We start from the raw sequence: 800 nt of genomic DNA on the forward strand, positions 1-800 counted from the left end.
TCCTTTTCCATCTGTTCGGCGATCTTCATGGCCTCGTCGATCAGGGTCTCCACGATCTTCGACTCCGGCACGGTCTTGATGACCTCGCCCTTCACGAAGATCTGGCCCTTGCCGTTGCCCGAGGCCACACCCAGATCCGCCTCGCGGGCCTCGCCGGGACCGTTGACGACGCAGCCCATGACCGCGACACGCAGCGGGACCTCCATGCCCTCCAGGCCGGCGGTCACCTCCTCCGCCAGCTTGTAGACGTCCACCTGCGCGCGCCCGCACGAGGGGCAGGAGACGATCTCCAGACGGCGGGGCTTGAGGTTCAGCGACTCCAGGATCTGGATGCCGACCTTGATCTCCTCCACGGGAGGCGCCGACAGCGACACCCGGATCGTGTCGCCGATGCCCTCCGCCAAAAGCGCGCCGAAGGCCACCGCCGACTTGATCGTGCCCTGGAAGGCGGGACCGGCCTCGGTCACGCCCAGGTGGAGCGGGTAGTCGCACCGCGCCGCGAGCTGCCGGTAGGCGTTGACCATGACGACCGGGTCGTTGTGCTTCACCGAGATCTTGATGTCCCGGAAGCCGTGCTCCTCGAACAGCGAGCACTCCCACAGCGCGGACTCCACCAGTGCCTCCGGTGTCGCCTTGCCGTACTTCGCCAGCAGCCGCTTGTCCAGCGACCCCGCGTTCACACCGATACGGATCGGCACACCCGCCTCGGAGGCCGCCTTCGCGATCTCCTTGACCTTGTCGTCGAACTGCCGGATGTTGCCCGGGTTGACCCGTACCGCCGCACATCCGGCGTCGATCGC

At 67.1% G+C, this 800-nt stretch carries 1 protein-coding gene; it reads right to left on the reverse strand.

Annotated features, from left to right (window positions below):
• A partial coding sequence (gene ispG, locus AC5P1B_RS35745; RefSeq protein WP_493892206.1) for a flavodoxin-dependent (E)-4-hydroxy-3-methylbut-2-enyl-diphosphate synthase occupies positions 1-800 on the reverse strand: 800 nt, incomplete at both ends.

Source organism: Streptomyces sp. A01 (genome assembly GCF_059026195.1).